General features: G+C 73.1%; 14 protein-coding genes. 3 read left to right on the forward strand and 11 right to left on the reverse strand.

The features are described from left to right. Positions 1-8: 8 nt before the first annotated feature. From OG985_RS12425 to OG985_RS12440, 4 genes are all read right to left on the reverse strand, one after another. Entirely contained in the window at positions 9-2,852 is a 2,844-nt protein-coding gene (locus OG985_RS12425) for a DEAD/DEAH box helicase (RefSeq protein ID WP_371668362.1), read from the reverse strand. A gap of 98 nt (positions 2,853-2,950) precedes the next feature. Beyond that, a complete protein-coding gene (locus tag OG985_RS12430) occupies positions 2,951-3,532 on the reverse strand; it encodes a sugar kinase (RefSeq protein ID WP_371668363.1) in 582 nt (193 codons plus the stop codon). Further along, positions 3,529-4,677, reverse strand: coding sequence for an ROK family glucokinase (locus OG985_RS12435; protein WP_371668364.1), 1,149 nt, complete (start codon positions 4,675-4,677; stop codon positions 3,529-3,531). The genes OG985_RS12430 and OG985_RS12435 overlap by 4 nt, the downstream gene beginning before the upstream one ends. A 473-nt stretch (positions 4,678-5,150) precedes the next feature. Then, positions 5,151-5,888, reverse strand: coding sequence for a GntR family transcriptional regulator (locus OG985_RS12440; RefSeq protein WP_371674346.1), 738 nt, complete (start codon positions 5,886-5,888; stop codon positions 5,151-5,153). 129 nt (positions 5,889-6,017) lie between these two features. On the opposite strand from OG985_RS12440, the gene OG985_RS12445 reads away from it, so the two are divergent. Next, complete coding sequence (locus OG985_RS12445) at positions 6,018-7,019, forward strand: Gfo/Idh/MocA family oxidoreductase (protein ID WP_371668365.1); 1,002 nt, start codon at positions 6,018-6,020, stop codon at positions 7,017-7,019. 265 nt (positions 7,020-7,284) lie between these two features. Here OG985_RS12445 and OG985_RS12450 read toward each other — a convergent pair whose 3' ends face one another. Together OG985_RS12450 and OG985_RS12455 are read right to left on the reverse strand one after the other, a co-directional pair. Next, complete coding sequence (locus tag OG985_RS12450) at positions 7,285-7,965, reverse strand: response regulator (RefSeq protein ID WP_371668366.1); 681 nt, start codon at positions 7,963-7,965, stop codon at positions 7,285-7,287. 85 nt (positions 7,966-8,050) lie between these two features. Beyond that, on the reverse strand, positions 8,051-9,307 hold the full coding sequence (locus OG985_RS12455) for a sensor histidine kinase (protein WP_371674347.1): 1,257 nt from the start codon (positions 9,305-9,307) through the stop codon (positions 8,051-8,053). A 206-nt stretch (positions 9,308-9,513) separates the two neighbouring features. Between OG985_RS12455 and OG985_RS12460 the strand changes: the two genes are divergently transcribed. Then, complete coding sequence (locus OG985_RS12460) at positions 9,514-9,714, forward strand: hypothetical protein (protein ID WP_371668367.1); 201 nt, start codon at positions 9,514-9,516, stop codon at positions 9,712-9,714. A gap of 62 nt (positions 9,715-9,776) precedes the next feature. Here the strand turns inward: OG985_RS12460 and OG985_RS12465 are convergent, their stop codons facing one another. The 3 genes from OG985_RS12465 to OG985_RS12475 form a co-directional block, all read right to left on the reverse strand. Next, positions 9,777-10,172 carry a ribonuclease domain-containing protein gene (locus tag OG985_RS12465; protein WP_371668368.1) on the reverse strand — a complete coding sequence of 132 codons (396 nt, stop codon included), beginning with the start codon at positions 10,170-10,172 and terminating at the stop codon, positions 9,777-9,779. Positions 10,173-10,257: 85 nt separating this feature from the next. Continuing rightward, positions 10,258-11,163 carry a DMT family transporter gene (locus tag OG985_RS12470; protein WP_371674348.1) on the reverse strand — a complete coding sequence of 302 codons (906 nt, stop codon included), beginning with the start codon at positions 11,161-11,163 and terminating at the stop codon, positions 10,258-10,260. A gap of 204 nt (positions 11,164-11,367) precedes the next feature. Further along, entirely contained in the window at positions 11,368-12,186 is an 819-nt protein-coding gene (locus OG985_RS12475; protein WP_371668369.1) for an AIM24 family protein, read from the reverse strand. A gap of 155 nt (positions 12,187-12,341) precedes the next feature. Here OG985_RS12475 and OG985_RS12480 point away from each other — a divergent pair, with 155 nt between their 5' ends. Continuing rightward, positions 12,342-13,088: an SDR family oxidoreductase gene (locus OG985_RS12480; protein WP_371674349.1), complete on the forward strand. Its 747-nt coding sequence runs from the start codon at positions 12,342-12,344 to the stop codon at positions 13,086-13,088. A 170-nt stretch (positions 13,089-13,258) separates the two neighbouring features. Here the strand turns inward: OG985_RS12480 and alc are convergent, their stop codons facing one another. Beyond that, positions 13,259-14,374, reverse strand: a complete 1,116-nt coding sequence (alc, locus tag OG985_RS12485) for an allantoicase (protein WP_371668370.1) — start codon at positions 14,372-14,374, stop codon at positions 13,259-13,261. A 51-nt stretch (positions 14,375-14,425) separates the two neighbouring features. After that, a complete protein-coding gene (gene allB / locus OG985_RS12490) occupies positions 14,426-15,763 on the reverse strand; it encodes an allantoinase AllB (RefSeq protein WP_371674350.1) in 1,338 nt (445 codons plus the stop codon). Positions 15,764-15,885: the final 122 nt, after the last annotated feature.

Below are 15,885 nucleotides of genomic sequence, written 5' to 3' on the forward strand. Positions count from 1 at the left end.
CCCGGACATCAGGCGTCACTCCGCAGCGAGACCAGGTCGGTCAGCTCGCGGTCCGTCAGTTCGGTGAGGGCGGACTCGCCGGAGCCGAGGATCGCGTCGGCCAGGGCCCTCTTGGCCTCCAGCATCTCGGCGATGCGGTCCTCGACGGTGCCCTCCGTGATGAGGCGGTGGACCTGCACGGGCTGGGTCTGGCCGATGCGGTAGGCGCGGTCGGTGGCCTGTTCCTCGACGGCCGGGTTCCACCAGCGGTCGAAGTGGACGACGTGCCCCGCGCGGGTCAGGTTCAGGCCGGTGCCGGCCGCCTTGAGGGACAGCACGAGCACCGGCGTCGCGCCGCTCTGGAAGCGGTCCACCATGCGCTCCCGTTCCGGTACCGGGGTCCCGCCGTGCAGGAGGTCGACCGGGACGGCCCGGGTGGCGAGGTGGGAGGTGATCAGGCGGGCCATGCCGACGTACTGGGTGAAGACGATCGCCGAGCCGTCCTCCGCCAGCACGGTGTCCAACAGCTCGTCGAGCAGGGCGAGTTTGCCGGAGCGGGCGGCGGGGCTGTCGCTCCGGGCCGGACCGTCCTCCTCCTTCAGGTACAGCGCGGGGTGGTCGCAGATCTGCTTGAGGGAGGTGAGGAGCTTCAGCACCAGGCCCCGGCGGCCGATGCCCTCCGCCGTCTCGATGGCCAGCAGTGACTCGCGCACCACCGCCTCGTACAGCGCGGCCTGTTCGCGGGTGAGCGGGACGGGGTGGTCGGTCTCCGTCTTCGGCGGCAGCTCGGGGACGATGCCGGGGTCGGACTTCTTGCGGCGCAGCAGGAAGGGGCGGACGAGGCGGGCCAGCCGGTGGACCGCCTCCTCGTCCTCGCCGTTCTCCACCGCGCGCGCGTGCCGGGCGCGGAACGACTTCAGGGGTCCGAGCAGTCCCGGGGTCGTCCAGTCCAGCAACGCCCAGAGTTCCGAGAGGTTGTTCTCGACGGGCGTGCCGGTGAGGGCCACGCGCGCGGGCGACGGGATCGTGCGCAACGCCTTCGCCGTCGCCGAGTAGGGGTTCTTGACGTGCTGCGCCTCGTCGGCGACGACCATGCCCCAGCCGTACTGGGCCAGCGTGGCCGCCGCCGACCGCATGGTGCCGTACGTCGTGAGGACGAAGCCGCCGGCGAGGTCGTCCAGGGTGCGCTCCGGGCCGTGGTAGCGGCGGACCGGCACGCCGGGCGCGAACCGGGTGATCTCCCGCTGCCAGTTGCCGAGCAGCGAGGCGGGGCAGACCACCAGGGTGGGTTCCCGGCGGGCCCGGCGCAGGTGGAGCGCGATGAGGGTGATCGTCTTGCCGAGCCCCATGTCGTCGGCGAGGCAGCCGCCGAGGCCAAGGGAGGTCATGAGGTCCAGCCAGGCCAGACCGCGGAGCTGGTAGTCGCGGAGGGTGGCGTCGAGGCCCGGCGGCGGGCTGGCGGGCCGCACCCCGGCCGTGAGCCGGTCGCGCAGGACGGCGAGCGCGCCGACCGGTACCGCCTCCACCGTCTCGCCGTCGACCTCCGCGCTGCCGGTGAGGGCGACGGACAGCGCGTCGACGGGGTCGAGCAGGCCGAGTTCGCGCTTGCGTGCCTTGCGGACGAGCGCCGGGTCGACGAGCACCCACTGGTCCCGCAGGCGGACGACCGGGCGGTGGGCCTCGGCGAGTCGGTCCATCTCGCCCTCGGTGAGCGGGTCGCCGCCGAGGGCGAGCTGCCAGCGGAACTGGAGGAGTTCCTCGCTCTCGAAGAAGCCCGTGCCGTCGGTCGCGGAGCCCGGCGCGGATCGCACCACCGCGGCCGCGGTCAGGTCCTGCGCGAGGTCCCGGGGCCAGTGCACGGCGACCCCGGCTGCGGCGAGCCGGGTGGCCGCGACGCCGAGGAGGTCGCCCAGCTCCTCGTCGGACAGCGCCAGGACGTCGGGTACGTCCTGCTCGGCGAGCCGGTCGAGCGGGGGCCACACGCGGGCCGCGCGCCGCACGGCGAGGGCCGCGTCCACGCGTGCGCGCGGGCCGAACGCCGCGTCGGCCGAGCCGCTCCACAGGGCGGCCGCGTCGGCCACGAGGGTGGGGTCGGCGAGGCTGTGCACCTGGACGATGGCGGCGCCCGCGCTGCGGACGCCCTCGCCCCCGCCGTCGCCGCGGTCGCCGCCGTCGAACAGTTCGTGCGCCGCCAGGTCCAGGCGGAGCGAGATCCGCACGCCCGCGTCCATGCCGGCGGCGACCTCCGCGGCCCAGTCCTGGGCGTCGGGCAGGCGCTGCGGCCGGCGGTCCGCGAAGGGCCTGCCGGAGGCGTGCGGCGCGGCGGGGGTGCGCGGCAGGGTGTCCGCGACGGCGTCCAGGAAGGCGCGCATCAGCGCCGCCGGTTCGGGCAGCCGGAGCGGGCCCGGGCCGGGCAGCGGGACGGCGTGGCCCTCGTGGGGCAGCGCGGCGGCGACCGCCCGCAGGTGCGCGATGTCGTCGGGGTCCAGGGGGCCGGCCCGCCAGGCGTCGTGACCGGTGGCCGTCAGTCCGGGCAGCAGCCGGCCGCGCGAGGCGAGCCGCAGCGCGTGCAGGGCGGCCGCGCCCCAGCAGGCGGTGGCGGGGTGGGCGGTCCGGTCGCGGCGGGCGCGCACGAGCAGGGGCAGCGCCTCCTCGATCCGCAGCGACAGGGCGGGAGCGGGCCCGCGCCGGACCGCTGTGCCGTGCCGGCGGACGACGGTGAGCTCGGTGTGTCCGGCGCCCTCGCCGGGCAGCGGCCCGCCCTCGGGGTCCCAGAACGCCACGCGTCCCTCGCGCGGCAGGGGCGCGGGCAGGAAGACAGCCGCGAGCCGCATGGAAACGGACGTTACGTCCTCCACCGACACCTCGCTCATACGCCCTGTCACCTCCCGCCCGCCGATCGCGTCAGACGTCTTCGACTCTACGGGCGGGGTCTGACAATCGGCTCCGGCGACGAGCCTGGGCCGCCCGGTCAGGGAACCGTGCGCGAGACGACGTACACCATCGGGTAGGTGGGGTTGGCCAGGTTCAGGATGACGTCCTGGGTGGGCGCCGGGTTCTTCTGGGCGTGGACCAGGCCCCACCACTGGCCGGGGCCGGTGAACGACCAGCCGCTGATGGCCCGGTCGCGGGCGTTGATGCTGATGTGGTCCCGCCGCAGGTCCGCCCGGCGGGCGCCCATGCCGGTCAGGAAGGCGTCCAGGCCCGCGTTGGTGGTCCGGAACTGGACGTAGAGACGGCTGGTCTTCCAGTTGTTGGTCTCGTAGTAGGCGACCATGTCCGCCGGGTGCGGAATCGGGACCTGGTAGACGCGGCGCTGCACCTTGGAGGGCCAGGCCGGGGTGAGGCCGGTCGCCGAGTACTTGTCCTGCTTGGCCTTGCCGCTGTCGCGGCTCTGTTCGGCGGAGATCAGCAGATAGCCGGCCGGCACGCCGATGAGCAGCACGATGATGAGCAGGGTGATCGCCCGGCGCCGGATCATGTGCCGGTGGTCCTCGGCCGGGTGGGGCGGCTCGCCGGGGGCGGCGGCCTGGTGGGGCAGTGCGGCCGTCACAGCGTCTCCTGGGTGGTGCGGCGGGCCTCCGTGTACCGCTCGTAGCGCTCGTAGCGCTCCACCCGGCGCCGCTTGGCGCGCCGGAAGCGGCGGGCGACCAGCCGGGCCAGGTCCGCGGCGCCGACCATGCCGGCCTCGGGGCCGAGCTGGGCGCGGGCGATGCGGGCCTCGGGCCGGTAGCCGCGGCCGGTGAGCTGGCGCTTGAAGGCGTCTCGTGCGGGACCGATGAGCAGGTCGTCGGCCGCGCTGACGCCGCCGCCGATCACGAAGCAGGACGGGTCGAGGGCGGCGGCCAGGTTGGCGATGCCGACGCCGAGCCACTGGCCGATGTCCTGGAGCAGTTCGATGCACATGGCGTCGCCCTCGCGGGCCAGCTCGGTGATCATCGGGCCGGTGATGTCGGCGATGTTGCCCTTGACGTGCTCGATGATCCCGTAGGCGACCGGGGAGTCGGCCGCGGCCAGTTCGCGCGCCTCCCTGACCAGCGCGTTGCCGGAGCTGTACTGCTCCCAGCAGCCGCGGTTGCCGCAGGGGCAGCGGTGGCCGCCGGGCACGACCTGCATATGGCCGAACTCGCCGGCCACACCGAACTTGCCGCGCTTGACCTGGCCGTCCTCCAGGATGGCGCCGCCGATACCGGTACCCAGCGTGATCATGACGAGGTGGTCCTCGCCGCGGCCCGCTCCGAAGCGCCACTCGGCCCAGGCGGCGGTGTTGGCGTCGTTGTCGACCAGCACGGGGACGGCGAGACGGCTGGAGATACGGTCCCTCAGGGGCTCGTTGCGCCACGACAGGTGGGGCGCGAACAGGACCCGGTTGCGGTCGGCGTCGACCCAGCCGGCCGCGCCGATGCCGACCGCGTGCACGTCGTGCCGGTCGGACAGGTCCAGGACCAGTTCGACGATGGTGTCCTCGACGACCTTGGGGCTCTTCGACTTGTCCGGGGTCTCCGCGCGGAGCTTCTCCAGGATGTTGCCGTCGGCGTCGACGACGCCCGCCATCACCTTCGTACCGCCGATGTCGATGCCGACCGTGGGCACCCGGGGTGCGGTCAGGTGCGAGCGGCGTTCCCGGGTGCCGACCGTGCGGAGCGCTGTCGCGCGGCGGGAGCCGATGGGGGCGCTGAAGTTGCCGTAGGTGCTCATCAGGCCCGATTCTGCCTCACGCGCGAGGGGGGTGCCGTGCCGGGGAGCGGCGGCGGGCCTGTGACGTCCGCCGGGTGTGGGCACGTTGTGGCTGGTGGCGCGGCCGCACACGCTCCTGCCTGCGTCTTCCCACGTGTGACAGAGGTCGCCGGGCTCGCCTCGGCCCGCCGGCTGGCTTGCCGGACTCGTTTCGGGCCATCGGTCTGCGGGCCGGCGTCGTCTCCGACCTTCGGTCTGCGAGCCGGGCTCCTTTCGGCCCGCCGCCCGCCGCGTCGGGCTCGGTTCGGCCCCTCGGCCTGCGTCGGCTCCTCCGGCGTGATCGTGGCCGGGCGTGCGACCGCCTGCCGTCGCCCCCCTCGCCGGGCCGGACGAAAGGGTTGCTCACCTCATGGTGGGCGCCGGTGGCTTTGTCCTGACATTGCGACGAACCCGTCCGGCACCGAGCGGTCCCCAGCAGCGTGAAGTCCCGGCGCTCATGGCCGTACGAGCAGCTGGAACTCGAAGGAGTAGCGCGACGGCCGGTAGGTGTGGGAGCCGAACTCGACCGCTCGGCCGGTGTCGTCGAAGGTCGTGCGCTGCATGGTGAGCAGCGGCGCACCCTCCTGCTCGGCGAGCCGCTCGGCCTCGGCCGCGGTGGCCCCGCGGGCGCCGATGGACTGGCGGGCGCTGTGCAGCGTGATCCCCGCGCCGCGCATCAGCCGGTACAGACCGGTCGCCTCGAGTTGTGCGGTGTCCAGGTCGAGCAGTCCGGGCGGGAGGTGGTTGCACAGGTACGCCATCGGCTCACCGTGCGAGAGCCGCAGCCGTTCCACCCGGTGCACGTCGCTGTCCTCGGCCACGCCGAGCGCCGCGGCGATCTCCGCGGTCGCCGGGACGACCGTATTGACCAGGACCTTCGTCGCGGGGCGCTGGCCGGCCGCCTCCAGGTCGTCGAAAAGGCTGCTGAGTTCCAGCGGACGCTTGACCTGGCTGTGCACGACCTGCGTGCCGACCCCGCGGCGGCGCACCAGCAGGCCCTTGTCGACGAGCGACTGGATGGCCTGGCGGACGGTGGGCCGGGACAGACCGAGCCGGCCGGCGAGTTCGATCTCGTTGCCCAGGAGGCTGCCGGGGGTCAGCTTTCCGTGCTCGATCGCGGCCTCGAGCTGCTGGGACAGCTGGAAGTACAACGGCACCGGACTGCTCCGGTCCACACTGAGTTCGAGCGTCACGGTCGGGTCCACTCCAGGTTTGGGCACGGGCCGAGCGTAGCCGCGTGCATGGTTGACGGGAAGCTATGTAGTCCGATTGTCCGGACATACGCATTGACAGCGTGCCGGGTGGGCCCGCACTTTGGTCACATGCGCATCGGAGTCATCGGAACTGGCCGGATCGGCACCATCCATGCGAACACCCTCAGCCGGAACCGGGAGGTCGGCTCCCTGATCCTCACCGACGCGGACCCCTCGCGGGCGCAGGATCTGGCCCACCGCCTCGGCGAGACGGCGGCGCCGGGAATCGACGAGATCTTCCGGTGGGGGGTCGACGCGGTGGTCATCACGACGGCGACGTCGGCGCACGCCGAACTGATCGGTCGGGCAGCACGCTCGGGGCTGCCGGTGTTCTGCGAGAAGCCGATCGCGCTCGATCTGCCCGGCACCCTGCAGGCGATCACCGAGGTCGAGACGGCCGGGACGGTTCTCCAGATGGGGTTCCAGCGCCGCTTCGACGCCGGTTACACGGGCGCGCGGGAAGCGGTCGGCTCGGGGCGGCTCGGGCGACTGCACACCGTCAGGGCGATGACCTCGGACCAGGCGCCGCCGCCCGCCGCCTATCTGACGCAGTCCGGCGGGCTGTACCGGGACACCCTGATCCACGACTTCGACGTGGTGCGCTGGGTGACCGGACGCGAGGTCGTCGACGTGTTCGCGGCCGGGTCCGACGCCGGACCCGCGATGTTCCGCGAACTGGGGGACGTCGACACGGCCGCGGTCGTCCTCACCCTGGACGACGGCACGCTCGCCACCGCGACGGCGACCCGGCTGAACGGCGCCGGCTACGACGTACGCATGGAACTGGCCGGGGAGCTCGACCAGATCGTGGTCGGTCTGGACGACCGCACGCCGATCGCGTCCACCGAGCCGACCGGTCCGCCCGCCGCCGACAAGCCGTGGACCGGGTTCCTGGAGCGGTTCGGACCCGCCTACGACGCCGAACTGTCCGCGTTCGTCGAGGTGGTGCGGGGCGAGCGGGCCAATCCCTGCGACGGCCGCGAAGCCCTCCAGGCGCTGCGGATCGCCGAGGCCTGCGAAGTCTCCAGACGCGAGCGCCGACCGGTACGACCGGCGGAGCTCCCGGGCTGAAGGCCCACGGCGGCCGGCGGAACTCCCGGCCTGAGGGCCGACGGCGACCGGCGGAACTCCCGGGCTGAAGGCCCACGGCGACCGGCGGAACTCCCAAACTGAAGCTCCACGGCGACCAGCGGAACTCCACGGGCCCGTAATGGATGACGTAACTCCCGGCCTTCAGGCGTACGGCGGCCCGCTGAACCGGCGGCCGGACCCGCTCAGGTCGTACCCGCCACGCACGCCTCCCTCCCTCGGGACCGGGCGGACCGGGCGGACCGGCCTACGCCGTGTCTCCTTCGGCTTCCTCCAGCAGTCCCGCGTCGTACGTCAACAGGGCGATCTGCACGCGGTTGTTGAGGTCGAGCTTGGCCAGGACGCGCGAGACGTGGGTCTTGACGGTGGCGACGCTCATGAAGAGCGCGCCGGCGATCTCCGCGTTGGCGAGGCCCCGGCCGACCGCGACGGCGACCTCGGTCTCGCGGTCGTTCAGAAGGGCGATGCGGTCCCGCGCACGCGCGCGGCGGGTGTCGGCGGTGGTACCGGCCGCGTGGTCCATCAGGCGGCGGGTGACGGTCGGCGACAGGACGGGCTCGCCCGCCGCGACCCTGCGCACCGCGGCGAGGATCTCGGCGGGCCGGGTGTCCTTGAGGACGAACCCGGCGGCGCCCGCGCGCAGCGCCCGCAGCACCTGCTCGTCCGCGTGGAAGGTGGTGAGGACCACGACCTGCGGGGCGTCCGGCCGGCGTCGCAGCCGCTCGGTGGCGGTGAGGCCGTCCACCGACGGCATCCGGATGTCCATGAGGACGACGTCGGGGCGGGTGCGGTCGACCAGTGCCTCGACCTCGGCGCCGTCGGCCGCCTCGCCGACGATCTCGATGTCCTCGGCGCCGCCCAGCATCAGGGAGAGTCCGGCCCTCACCAGCGGGTCGTCGTCGACGAGGAGCAGTCTGATCGCAGTCATGGGGCTACGTAATCACGCTCGGGGCACGCGAGTTGGGCGCCCGGCGAGTACGGCGGTCGTCCGTGGCCGCGGCCTCGCGGCCCGCTCACCCCCACGGCAGCCAGGCCGACACCCGGAACCCCCCGTCCACGTCCGGCCCGTGCTCCAGCCGGCCCCCGGCCAGTGTGGCCCGTTCGGTCAGGCCGATCAGGCCCTGGCCGGAGCCGGGAACGGCCGGTACCGGGCCGTCGGGCGCGGGGTTGCTCACGGTCATGACGAGCCCGTCGCCCGGGGCGCCGGTGACTCGGACGGTGACCTCCGTGCCCGGGGCGTGCTTGCGGGCGTTGGTGAGACCTTCCTGGGCGATGCGGTAGGCGGTGCGGCCGACGGAGGCCGGGACGCCGGCGGGGTCGGTGACACGGTTGTCGAGACTGACCTTCGTGCCGGCCTCGCGGGACTCGGCGGCGAGCGCGTCCAGGGCGGCGAGCGTCGGCTGGGGGCGGCCCGTGTCGTCGGCCTCGGCGGCCCGCAGGACGCCGATGATCTCCCGCAGGTCCTGTAGCGCCTCGTGCGCGCTCTCCCGGATGACGCCGGCCGCCCGTGCCACTTCCGCGCGGGGCGCGTCCGGCCGGAACTCCAGGGCGCCGGCGTGCACGCTCAGCAACGTCAGCCGGTGGGCGAGCACGTCGTGCATCTCCCGCGCGATGGCCTCGCGGGCGAGCCGCTGCGCCTGCTCGGCCCGCAGCCGCGCCTCCGTCTCCGCGCGCCGGGCCCGGTCCCGCAGACTCAGCATGAGCTGCCGTTTGGCGCGGGCCAGCATGCCCCAGCCGATGATCGTCAGGGTGAGCAGCGCGATGAGCGCGACGGCCGCCGCGTACGGCAGGTCGGGTTCGGGGCGCAGCACGTAGAAGAGCGGGACCAGGGCGAGGGAGACACCGCCGATCCAGGCCACGTACCGGAAGGGCCGGTGCACGGCGAGCGTGAACAGGGCGACCATGACGGCGCCGCCCGCGGTGTTGGAGACGAAACCGACCGGGACCATCGCGACGGCGAGGCCGACCGGCCACCGGCGGCGCAGCCAGACCGCGCCGCAGGCCACGGCGCCGACGAGCTGGTCGACGACGGCGAGGGCCGGCGAGAGCCCGTGCTCGTCGGGCAGGGAGTCGGCGGCGGCCAGGCCGATGGCGACGGCCAGGAGGAAGCAGGAGAAGTCGACGATCCAGTCCCGGGCGGTGCGCCGGGGCCGCCCGTTCCGCGCGGCGTCGGGGTCGAGTGCGTGCACCACGGCGGAGGGCAACAGCCACTTGCGCAGTTCCGGCTCGGTGCGCGGGCGGGGCGCCGGATCACCCGCCGGTAACGGCAGCAGCCGCGTCGTCTCGTCACCACTCACGGTCGACAAATCTACGCAGGCGCGGCCCGTACCACCTCCCCGCGAGCGGGATCCGCGACCGAAGTCGCGCAGCCGTCGACTTTCGGCGCGAGCGCGCCGGATTCGGGGTACTTCCGTCGAACGTGCCTCGCCCCGCGGAGTGATGCGTGTGGGGGGCCCGCGGGGCGAGGGTCTTTTGCATGAAGCAGCTGCTGGAGCTACTCGGTTTCATCGCCCTGGTGCAGGGCGTGCTCGGTCTGTTGCACGAGTTCACCCACTGGCACGTGGGGCTCGTGCAGCGCCTCGGTTTCCTCGACGGTCACGAGGTCTACGCCTGCGTCGTCCTCGTCGTGCTGGCGTTCGCGCTGTTCGCCGTCGCCGAGAGCCACCGGACCGGCTGACCGCGACGCGTGTGCGGCCGGTCGCACCGTTCCTCGACGGTCGGTCCTGATCGGTCGGCGGCTCAGCAGCCGTAGTTGATCAGGTTGAAGGTGACGTAGTGGTCACCGGTGTAGTAGTCCTCCTGGGTCTTCTTCCCGGTCACGATGCGGCGTGCGCCGCGCGTGGACGACCCGGGGGTCTTGACCGTGTACTCGTGGTAGTAGCCGGTCGACTGCGCGGGCAGCACCGCCTCGCGGTTCTGGAAGACGGCTCCGTCCTGCGAGTACGGGTACGGGCCGCCCTGCTCGATCAGGTCGAGTGTGTCGTACGCCTGGGCGGGGAGCCTGCTGTGACAGACGCTGCCGACTGCCGTGGCCGCGGCGTCCGCCGTGGTGGCGGAGACGGTGCCGCCCACGAGGAGGGCGGACAGGAGTGCGGCGGTGGTGCCGATCCTGGTGGCGCGTGGGGGGAATCTCATGCCCCATGATGACGCGCGTAGACGATGGCATGTCAATGACAACTTTGGAGATTTTTCCCGTCACGTCCGTTGAGTTTTCGCGAAGTTAACCTGCCGCGCGGCGCCCCCACGCCGTCCCCGCGAGCACCAGGACGCCCCCCACCAGCCCAAGCGCCCCGAGCCGCTCCCCGCCGAGCGCGATCCCGGCCGCGGCGGCCCACAGGGGCTCCGTGCCCAGCAGGAGGCTGACCCGGGAGGGCGAGGTCCGGCGTACGGCCCACATCTGCACGAAGAAGGCGAAGAGGGTGCAGAACACCGACAGGAACACCAGCCCGGCCCACTCCCCGGGCCCGAAACCCGCGGCCGTGTCCCACACCGGCGTCCCGGTGCCGGCCGACAGCAGCGCGAACACCGCGACAGCCGCGCCCAGTTGGACGGTCGTCAGGGGCAGCGCGGCGGCGCCCTGGACGGACCTGACCCGGGACATCGCCAGGACGTGCGCGGTGCGGGCGACGGCCGCGAGCAGCATCAGCAGGTCGCCGGCGGAGGGCCGGGTGAGGCCGGCGCCCTGGGTGAGCAGCACGACGCCGAGCACCGAGACCCCCGCCGCCGCGAGGAACCCACGGGTGGGCCGGACGCGGGTCACGGCGGACTCGGCGAGCGGCGTGAAGATCATGGTGAGGCTGATGACGAGGCCGGCGTTGGTCGCCGAGGTGTGCACGACCCCGTACGTCTCCAGGAGGAAGATCCCGGCGAGGATCAGCCCGAGCAGCCCGGCACCACGCCACTGGGCGGCGCTCAGCGCGCGCAGCGAGCGACACCCGACGACCGCCAGAACCGGCAGGACGACGGCGAACCGCAGGACGAGCACCGCGATCACCGTCCGCGCGGTGGTGATGTCCTTGGCGGCGAGATAGCTCGCGCCCCACACCACCGCCACGAGCAGGAGGGGCAGGTCGGTCAGCCAGGCGCGGCGGGGCGCGACGAGGGCCGGTACGGCGATCGAGGACATACGGGCGGCTCTCCCGGTCTCCAGCACGATCAGACAGGTGGAGACGACGACGGCTCGCACGCGGAACGATCACCGTACCGGCACGGGTGATTTCAGGCCAGGACGATTACCGCCCGCCCCGGCCCTCGTCGGGGAGCGCGTCCGGGGCCGTACTCGGGGCGTCCGGCACGGTCGTACGACTGACCCGGTCGGCGGCGCCGCGCCTCACCCGGAGGACGTCGAGAACAGGCCGCCCGTAGGTCCCTGCTTGTCGCCGCCCTGCGCCTTCCTCAGCGCGTTGGCGAGACCCTCGATGGTGAGGGACTGCAGGATCACGCGTCCGCTGCCCTCCAGGGTCGCCAGGGAGAGGCCCTCGCCGCCGAAGACGGCGTTCATGACGCCCTGGCGGTTGAGGCCGCCGACGCGCTGGACGCCGTAGCGGATGCCCTCCTCGAAGGCGACGACGCAGCCGGTGTCGACCTCGACGCGGCCGCCGAAGTCGGCCGGGTCGAGGTCGATGAAGTTTCCGGCACCGGCGATGATCACTGTGCCGCGTCCGGTGAACTTCTCCAGGACGAAGCCCTCGCCGCCCTTCATGCCGGTGCGGCCGCCCTGGAAGGCGATGCCGAAGTCGACGGTGGACTCGGCCGCCACGAAGGCGTCCTTCTCCGCGAACCACGCGCGCGTGCCGTCCAGCTCCAGGGCCCGCATCTCGCCGGGGAGCACGCCCGCGAAGGCGACGGTGCCCTCGCCGCCCTGCGCGCTGAAGTACTGGAAGGCCAGCGACTCGCCCGCGAGGGCGCGCTGGCCGGCCTGCATGGCCGTGCCCATGGCCTGGCGGAGCATGCCTCCCATGCCTCCGGAGCCGCCGCCCTGGGACGGCTGACCGCCCGCGTTCGACGGACCCCCCAGGCGGGTCTCCATGGTCACGTTCGTCGTCTTGAACAGGAACTTGCCCGCCTCGCAGTAGACGGTCTGGCCGGGCCGCAGGTTGACGATCGCCATCTGCATGGCGTTGCCGACGATCTCTTGCCGAAGTGTCACGAGAGGAGAACGAGCGAAACGGAGGGAAGAGTTCCAGCCACGCGATCTCGATGTCCGCGGCCCGCCAGCGGCTCGGCGCCGCCGGCGCTGGGATGGGGTCCATGACCTCTCAGAAGACCATGACCTCTCAGAAGACCATGACCCCGCAGGAGATCATGACGCCCCGGGAGACCCTGCACGGCAAGGTGGCCCTGGTGACCGGCGGCAGCCGCGGTATCGGCGCGGCGACGGCGGTCCGGCTGGCCCGCGAGGGCGCGGACGTGGCCGTGACGTACGTGAACGGCAAGGAGGCGGCCGAGGACGTCGTACGGGCCGTCGAGGCGCTGGGGCGCCGGGGCGTGGCCCTGCGCGCCGACTCGGCCGACGCCGAGGAGGCGACGGGGGCGGTGCGGCGTACGACGGAGGCGCTCGGGGGCCGCCTCGACGTGCTGGTGAACAACGTGGGCGTGGGCGTCCTCGGCCCGCTGGAGAGCCTCTCGCTCGCCGACGTCGACCGGGTCCTCGCCGTGAACGTGCGCGGTGTCTTCCTGGCCTCGCAGGCGGCCGCGTCCCGCATGGGGCCCGGTGGCCGGATCGTCACCATCGGCACCTGCATGACACAGCGGGTGCCGGGGCCCGGCGGGACGCTCTACGCCATGAGCAAGTCGGCCCTCGTCGGCCTGACGAAGGCACTGGCCAGGGAGCTGGGCGGGCGCGGGATCACCGCGAACATCGTGCATCCCGGACCGATCGACACGGACATGAACCCGGCGGACGGGCCGTACGCGGCCGGGCAGGCGGCGATGACCGCGCTGGGGCGGTTCGGGGCGGTGGACGAGGTGGCGGCGACGGTCGCGCATGTCGCTGCCGCCGCCTACGTCACGGGAGCGGAGTTCGCGGTGGACGGCGGGCATGCGGCATGACGCCGGGTGCCGTCCGGCGGTCGGGCGGGTACGTGCCGGTGCGTCGTGGCGGGCGCCCCTGGGGGCGCTGCCCCCGGGCCCCCGACGGCCTGAACGGCCTCGTCCTCACCCGCCGGACGGGCTGAAGATGCCCTACCGGCGTTCGAGAGGTGGACGGGACGCAGGCGCGCTCACCCGCCCAGTTCCCGGTGGCGGGTCGTCAGATCGGTCGTGCCCTGGTCCGTGAGGGAGCCGAAGAGGCGGAGGCGGGAGATGCCTCCGTCGGGGTAGATGTCCACGCGCGCGTGCGTGCCGACGGCGGGGGCCGGGAGGACGAAGCGGTGGTTGGTGTCGGGCTGGAGGCGGGTGCGCGGCAGGATCTCGTGCCAGTCGGCGTCCTCGCCGTCCCTGACCGAGACCGAGGCCCAGCCGGCGCTGTTGCCCTTCAGGTACGCCGTGTCGATCTCGAGCGCGCGGATGCGGGACTGGGCGACCAGGCGGTAGCTGATCCAGTCGTTGCCCGGGTCGCGCCGGCGGCGGGTCTCCCAGCCGTCGTCCATCTTGCGGGAACGGCCCGGCTGGATGGTGTTCGACGCCGGGGAGTAGAAGAGGTTCGACGCGTCCTCGGCCCGGCCGCCGTTCTCCAGGGCGACCACGTCGAAGGTGCCGAGCGCCTCCAGCCAGCGCGGGTCCGGGAGGACCTCGCCGTACACCCGCAGGCGGGCGATGCCGCCGTCGGGATGCTGGTTGACGCGCAGGTGGGTGAAGCGCTGTTCGAGCGACACGGCGAACCCGTTCGCCGCGTGGCCGCCCACGGGTGTGCGCGGCACCAGTGTCGTCCACTTCACCTCGTCACCGAGCAGGTCCTGCGGCGAGGGGGAACCCGGCACCGAGGTGCCCTCGACCGACACGGCCTGCGGGTAGTTGCCGCGGAAGTGGGCCGTGTCGACGACGATCCCGCGGATCACCCCGGGCGCGCCGAGGCGTACCAGGGCCCAGTCGTGGTCCTCGGCCGTGGGCCAGGGGTGTTCGGCGGAGGCACCCCGGCGGCGTCGGGTCTCCCAGCCGTCCATGATCTTGCCCTTGTGCCCGAAGCGTTCGGGGTCGAAGGCGGCCGGCTCGGGCACGAGGAGGTTCTCGCGCTGGGCGAAGAACTCGTCGTTGGCGGCGATGACACCGGCGCCCAGTCGCCGGTCGGCGAGGTTGGCGTACGGGGTGAAGGGGAACTCCGTCGTGCGGTAGTCGGCGTACGGGTCACCGCCTCCGTAGGGGTTCGCGTCGCCGGTGAAACTCTCGGTCGCCGTCACGGTGATCAGGTCTGCCTTTCGGGAGTCGGCCGCTGAGGATGCGGGCGTGGATCAGAGGGGACGGGTGAGCAGTCGGCCCTTCGGGTCGGTGAACTCGCCGTCGGCCACGATGCGTTCGCCGCGCAGCCAGGTGGACTTCACGACGCCGTACAGGGTCTTGCCCGCGTACGCCGTGACGCGGTTGCGGTGCTGGAGGGCCGCCGGGTCCACGGTGAAGGTCTCGTCGGGAGCGAGGACCGCGAAGTCGGCGTCACGGCCCGCCTCGATGGCGCCCTTCCTGGCCAGTCCGACCAGGTCGGCCGTGCGGGACGACATCCAGCGGGTCACGTCCTCCAGGTCGTGGCCCCGCCTGCGGGCCTCCGTCCATACGGCGGCCAGGCTGAGCTGGAGCCCGGAGATGCCGCCCCAGGCCGTCGCGAAGTCGTCCGTCTTGAGGTCCGCCGTGGACGGCGAGTGGTCGGTGACCACACAGTCGATGGTGCCGTCCGCCAGGGCCTGCCACAGCAGGTCCTGGTTGGCGGCTTCACGGATGGGCGGACAGCACTTGAACTCGCTGGCCCCGTCGGGGACTTCCTCGGCGGTGAGGGTGAGGTAGTGCGGGCAGGTCTCGACGGTGACGCGGACGCCCTCCGCCCGGGCGGCGGCGATCGACGGCAACGCGTCGCTCGACGACAGGTGCAGGACGTGCACCCGCGCGCCCAGCCGCTTCGCCTGGGCGAGGAGGTGCGCGATCGCGGTGTCCTCGGCGCCGCGCGGGCGGCTGGCGAGGAAGTCGGCGTACCTGGGGCCGCCGTGCTGCGGGGCCGCGTCCAGGTGGTGCGGGTCCTCGGCGTGCACGATCAGCAGCCCGTCGAAGGAGGCGATCTCGGCCAGCGAGCGGGCGAGTCCGTCCTGGTCGAGGTGCGGGAACTCGTCCACGCCGGACGGCGACAGGAATGCCTTGAAGCCGAACACGCCGGCCTCGTGCAGTGGGCGGAGGTCCTTGACGTTGTCGGGCAGCGCGCCGCCCCAGAAGCCGACGTCGATGTGCGCCTTCTCCTCGGCGACGGCCTGCTTCGCACGGAGGCCTGCGACCGTGGTGGTCGGCGGGAGGGAGTTGAGCGGCATGTCGACGAGCGTGGTGACGCCACCGGCGGCCGCCGCGCGGGTGGCGGTCCAGAAGCCCTCCCACTCCGTCCGGCCGGGGTCGTTGACGTGCACGTGGGTGTCCACGAGGCCGGGCAGCAGGACGTCGTCGCCGAAGTCCTCCAGGCGTGCGCCGGGCGGCACCTTCGTGTCGTACGGCAGGACGGCCGTGATCCTGCCGCCGGCGACGGCGACCGCGGCGGCCCGCGTCCCCTCCGGGGTGATGACGCGTGTGGAGCGCAGCACCAGTTCTCCGTCTTCCACGTCGGGCACCGGGACCCCTCTCTGCCGCCCGCCGCGCTTCCGTTACTTCCGGGAAACGGAAGTAACTTCCACGAAACGGAATTCAACTTTCTGTTGAAGAAGTCTTCACTCCCGCCCGCCCG

Source organism: Streptomyces sp. NBC_00289 (assembly GCF_041435115.1).
GTDB lineage: Bacteria > Actinomycetota > Actinomycetes > Streptomycetales > Streptomycetaceae > Streptomyces.

Excerpts from the sequence above, each read along its gene's own strand:
- OG985_RS12425 (WP_371668362.1), bottom strand. The coding sequence starts at position 2,852 with ATGAGCGAGGTGTCGGTGGAGGACGTAACGTCCGTTTCCATGCGGCTC.
- OG985_RS12435 (WP_371668364.1), bottom strand. The coding sequence starts at position 4,677 with ATGAGCACCTACGGCAACTTCAGCGCCCCCATCGGCTCCCGCCGCGCG.
- OG985_RS12445 (WP_371668365.1), top strand. The coding sequence starts at position 6,018 with ATGCGCATCGGAGTCATCGGAACTGGCCGGATCGGCACCATCCATGCG.
- OG985_RS12450 (WP_371668366.1), bottom strand. The coding sequence starts at position 7,965 with ATGACTGCGATCAGACTGCTCCTCGTCGACGACGACCCGCTGGTGAGG.
- OG985_RS12460 (WP_371668367.1), top strand. The coding sequence starts at position 9,514 with ATGAAGCAGCTGCTGGAGCTACTCGGTTTCATCGCCCTGGTGCAGGGC.
- OG985_RS12465 (WP_371668368.1), bottom strand. The coding sequence starts at position 10,172 with ATGAGATTCCCCCCACGCGCCACCAGGATCGGCACCACCGCCGCACTC.
- OG985_RS12470 (WP_371674348.1), bottom strand. The coding sequence starts at position 11,163 with ATGTCCTCGATCGCCGTACCGGCCCTCGTCGCGCCCCGCCGCGCCTGG.
- OG985_RS12480 (WP_371674349.1), top strand. The coding sequence starts at position 12,342 with ATGACGCCCCGGGAGACCCTGCACGGCAAGGTGGCCCTGGTGACCGGC.